General features: G+C 41.6%; 4 protein-coding genes and 1 pseudogene. All 5 read left to right on the forward strand.

Features of this window, described 5'->3' with window-relative positions; translation table 11 throughout:
- A pseudogene (locus tag HMPREF2867_RS10020) lies at positions 1 to 686 on the forward strand (hypothetical protein); the annotation flags it as partial.
- 1 nt (position 687) lies between these two features.
- Positions 688 to 2,733, forward strand: a complete 2,046-nt coding sequence (locus tag HMPREF2867_RS10025; RefSeq protein WP_070577299.1) for a DUF859 family phage minor structural protein — start codon at positions 688 to 690, stop codon at positions 2,731 to 2,733.
- Positions 2,734 to 2,750: 17 nt separating this feature from the next.
- Positions 2,751 to 3,002: a hypothetical protein gene (locus tag HMPREF2867_RS10030; RefSeq protein ID WP_070577300.1), complete on the forward strand. Its 252-nt coding sequence runs from the start codon at positions 2,751 to 2,753 to the stop codon at positions 3,000 to 3,002.
- A 45-nt stretch (positions 3,003 to 3,047) separates the two neighbouring features.
- Positions 3,048 to 3,467 carry a phage holin family protein gene (locus HMPREF2867_RS10035; RefSeq protein WP_070577301.1) on the forward strand — a complete coding sequence of 140 codons (420 nt, stop codon included), beginning with the start codon at positions 3,048 to 3,050 and terminating at the stop codon, positions 3,465 to 3,467.
- Positions 3,460 to 3,690 (forward strand): phage holin, encoded by a 231-nt coding sequence (locus tag HMPREF2867_RS10040; RefSeq protein WP_070577302.1) that lies wholly within the window; start codon positions 3,460 to 3,462, stop codon positions 3,688 to 3,690. Before HMPREF2867_RS10035 ends, HMPREF2867_RS10040 begins: the two co-directional genes overlap by 8 nt.
- Positions 3,691 to 3,714: the final 24 nt, after the last annotated feature.

A 3,714-nucleotide genomic window follows, 5' to 3' on the forward strand; every position in this document is an offset into this window, starting at 1 on the left:
TTAAGAAATTTCACTTCACTTTCAACTCCGGCGAATGTGATGAAGGGTTCATCCGTGTCGATAATACTGGTACGACAAACGGCAGTCAGTCGTTGCTATTCTTCACCGAGCTTGATTGTTATGAAGGCACAACTGACCGGGCGTGGCAAGCGTCCCCTAAAGATTTAGAAAAACAACTAAATAGCAAGGCTGATAGCGCATTGACGCAAAGCCAGCTAAACCGTTTGAATGAGATTAATTCAGTGATGAAAGCCGAATTAGAAGCTAAAGCATCTCTTGATACACTCAATCAGTGGGTGAAGGCTTACCAAGATTTCGTTAATGCAAACAACGCCAATCGTGCACAAGCCGAAAAGAATCTTGCGGATGCTAGTGCTCGTGTCGCAAAACTAGAGAACAATCTGAATGATATGTCAGAGCGTTGGAATTTTATCGACAGTTACATGGCATCTTCTAACGAGGGGCTTGTCATTGGTAAAACGGATAACTCTAGCTCTATGCTATTCAATCCAAATGGTCGGATTTCAATGTTTTCAGCTGGTAACGAGGTAATGTACATTTCACAAGGTGTCATTCACATCGAGAACGGTATTTTCTCGAAAACTATCCAGATTGGTCGTTTTAGGGAAGAACAAGATTTTATCAATCCAGATAGGAATGTCATTAGATATGTAGGAGGTAAGTAAGATGGCAGAATATTGGTCGCAGGAAGAACGGGGCTACCGTGTTCGAATGACGATTGACCAAGTCAGTCAGAATGCCGAAGCTAATACCAGCACCATTCGTGTTCGGTTGACCTTGTTTAACCGTGAAAAAACATTCACGCACATTTGGTGTAAGTGGTATATCGACGCTTTTGGTCAATACATTGGTGACATGGGCTTTGCCGATATGCCACAAAAAAACTCGCAAGTTCAATTCATTGACAAAACTATCACAGTTGAGCACAAGAACGGAAACAATGTCTTTGGTTCGATTGCTTATTTTCATAGCTATGGTAATGGTTCTGGACCTCAAGACTTAACCGTTGGTCCGTATACCATCACTTTGGACCCGATAGCCAATGCTAGCGTCTTAACTATGCCTAGTAATGTCATTTTAGGTGATAGTGTTAATTTCTCTATCTCTAAAAAAGTAGCTTCAGCTAAGCACACACTACGATACTCATGGTATGGTCTCGAAGGAAAACTGGCAGATAATATTGACACATCGTATAGATGGGCAATTCCAGAGAGCTTTGCTAATGACATTCCTAACAGTTCGTCAGGCTGGGGAACGATATTCCTAGACACATACATTGACGGCAAACTAATCAACACGCAATCTAAAACATTCACTGCTGGCTTGTCGTTAAACAGAGTTAAGCCCACATTCTCTAGGATTGCGTTAGCGGATGCCACTGAATTTACAAGGAACATCACTCAATCGGATAGACACTTTGTTTCCGTGCTATCGAAAATCTATGCACGTTTTGATAATGTTCAAGCGAAGTACGGAGCATCTATCACGGGCTACTTTATGGAAATCGTCGGGAATAATAACACGATTTCTGCACCTAACGGCACTTTCCGTGAAATTTCCGTCAACAAAGATACACAATTCACGTTAAGGGGCTATGTTGAAGATAGTCGAGGGATTAGATCTGACCCTTACGAAATGACCATCACTGTTTTAAATTACTTCAGTCCAACATTGAAATTCGAAGTAGTTCGCAGTGGTGCAACCAACAGCACACTGACCATCAAGCGTTTTGCCAAAGTCGCACCACTTATGGTCAATGGTGTTCAAAAAAACCCGATGAAGCTAACGTTCACCACACGGCAAGTCGATTCGGATACAGAAACTATCGATAACGGCGGGGCTGGTGGAACATGGTCGCAGATTTCTGAATTTAACGCTTCTAATGCTAATCTTGGCAAATCATACCCAGCCGATACATCCTATGTTGTGGTTGGAAAACTGGAAGATAAGTTTACTAGCGTATCTTTCCAAGCTACAGTCACGGGCGACCGAATTGTAATATCCTACGACAAAGAAGGTATCGGAATTAATAAATACCGTGAGCGTGGGGCCTTGGATGTCGATGGCTTAATTTACTCAAACCGCAAACAGATTCAGCACCACAAACTGACCGAGCCAAACGGTGCAGCAATGGATACTAAAGTGGATAACCTAAACGACTATAGAACTACTGGATTCTATTCGATTCTAGGGAACTACCGAAACCATCCAGCATCGGGTGAGGGGGCTTATTTGCAAGTCGTGGAAAGCGTTTCTGGATATCATCAGACATTAACGACTGTTTCTGGTCGGATGTTTAAACGGACGGTGACTAGTAACTCTAACGGCTCGTGGATTGAGTACACACCTAAACCAGAGAAACCAGAGAAACCAGAACCGGCTTTGATAAAGAAAGAAGTCGATATGGGCTTTGGTATTAAAGCTAACATGGTAAGAAAAGGGAATACAGTAATGTGCAGCTTGGTTCGTGGCATCTATTCGGCATTAGGTGGGATCGAATATAAAGAGCTTAACGAAAAGATGCCAGAAGGCTTTAGACCAGTCGTCGAAACGAATTTGAACGCAAGTAAAAATGTTGGTGGCAATCAAATTGGTGTAGCAACGTGGCATCTATTGCCAAACGGTAATATTAATTTAACCAATCAATCGGACACCAAAGCTGTTTACAACGGAACTGTTTCTTACATCACTGAAGATAATTATCCAAATTAAGAAAGGAAAGAATAATTATGTCACTTAAAATTACAAAACAACGTACAATCAATGCAGAATTTAATGTTGAAGAAGAAGGAGCTACAATCCTTGTAAAACAGACTTTCATCAGCGTAGATTCCAATGCGGTCTCTACAGTGCAAGAAAATCTTCTTAATGCCGAACTCTACGCAAAACATCGTCAAGAAATGCGTACAGACGAACGTGCCCTACGTGAGTTGCGTTACAAGGTAGAAGACGAAATCTTGGCTGATACTACACAAGCGTAATGCGTAAAAAAATGGGGGTTAAATAAATATGTTAAGGAGTGTTAAATGCACAAACCGGACGGCATCTTTGGCGTGTTTGAAGTCGTCAAAGATTTCTATGAGCATGGCATAGACGAGCATCTATGGGTGTTCCTGCTCATGCTTGTAATCGTTGCTGATATCGTGTTGGGCGTTTCAAGGTCATGGGCTTTCCACGAATTTTCGAGCCGTAAGTTTCGAAAAGGGTTGGTTAGCCACACGGCTATGTTGATTATCGTGACCGTGTCTTATCCGTTTATGGTTTTTATGAATCTAGGCGGTGCTATGGATGCTTTTATTTTCGCCATGTTATCAGCATACGGGGCTAGTATTTTGGCTAGCTTATCGGCTCTAGGGGTTGAAATTCCCTTTATTGACAGATTTGTCAAGAAAAATATTGATAAGGATAAATTTAATCTTACCGAGGAGGAAGAAAAAAATGATTAATTTTAAACTACGTTTGCAAAACAAAGCTACTCTAGTAGCTCTTATCTCAGCAGTTTTCTTGATGTTGCAACAATTCGGGCTTGAAATCCCACATAACATTCAAGAGGGGGTAAATACATTCGTTGTGATTTTGGTAATTTTGGGTATTGTTACCGACCCAACAACTAAGGGTGTCGGAGACAGTGAGCGTGCATTAAACTATAACCACCCTCGTGAGGACTAGCTTATGGCTAAACTCATGACCTCT

This window comes from Streptococcus sp. HMSC064H09, assembly GCF_001812625.1.
Lineage (GTDB): Bacteria > Bacillota > Bacilli > Lactobacillales > Streptococcaceae > Streptococcus.

Excerpts from the sequence above, each read along its gene's own strand:
- HMPREF2867_RS10035 (WP_070577301.1), top strand. The coding sequence starts at position 3,048 with ATGCACAAACCGGACGGCATCTTTGGCGTGTTTGAAGTCGTCAAAGAT.
- HMPREF2867_RS10025 (WP_070577299.1), top strand. The coding sequence starts at position 688 with ATGGCAGAATATTGGTCGCAGGAAGAACGGGGCTACCGTGTTCGAATG.
- HMPREF2867_RS10040 (WP_070577302.1), top strand. The coding sequence starts at position 3,460 with ATGATTAATTTTAAACTACGTTTGCAAAACAAAGCTACTCTAGTAGCT.
- HMPREF2867_RS10030 (WP_070577300.1), top strand. The coding sequence starts at position 2,751 with ATGTCACTTAAAATTACAAAACAACGTACAATCAATGCAGAATTTAAT.